The sequence below is a fragment of the Streptomyces torulosus genome, assembly GCF_001419765.1.
GTDB lineage: Bacteria > Actinomycetota > Actinomycetes > Streptomycetales > Streptomycetaceae > Streptomyces > Streptomyces torulosus.
The window spans coordinates 7,930-8,465 of record NZ_LIRK01000372.1 but is presented as its reverse complement, the minus strand read 5'-3'; the positions used below and the strand labels follow the sequence as shown (position 1 = coordinate 8,465).

At 71.5% G+C, this 536-nt stretch carries 1 protein-coding gene; it reads left to right on the top strand.

Going from position 1 to position 536, the window contains the following annotated elements:
* Positions 1 to 536, top strand: a 536-nt coding sequence (locus AOK23_RS52225; RefSeq protein WP_157878148.1) for an aldehyde dehydrogenase family protein, incomplete at both ends; no start/stop codon positions are given.

Below are 536 nucleotides of genomic sequence, written 5' to 3'. Positions count from 1 at the left end.
CCTGGTCGACACCCTCATCGAGGCCGGTCTGCCCGAGGAGATCGTCACCGTCGTCAACGGCGACGCCGACATCGCCGCCGCGATCGTGGCCGCCCCCGACGTGCGGATGGTGTCCTTCACCGGAGGGTTCGCCACCGGCGAGGCCATCTCCCGCACGGCCGGCCTGAAGAAACTCGCCATGGACCTGGGCGGCAACGCCCCGGTCATCGTCATGGACGACGCCGACCTCGACGAGGCCGTCGCCTCCTGTGTCTCCGGCGCGTTCTGGGCCGCGGGCCAGAACTGCATCGGCACCCAGCGGATCCTCATCGCGGCCGAGGTCTACGAGCGCTTCCGCGACGCCTTCGTCGCCCGCACCAGGCTGCTGCGCGTCGGCGACCCCCTCGACGAGCGCACGGATGTCGGTCCCATGATCACCCAGGAGGCCGCCGCCGCCACCCGGGCCAAGGTCGACACGGCGGTGGCCGAGGGCGCGGTACTGCTGTGCGGCAACGACGTCAACGGCGCCCTGTACACGCCGACCGTCCTGGAAGAGG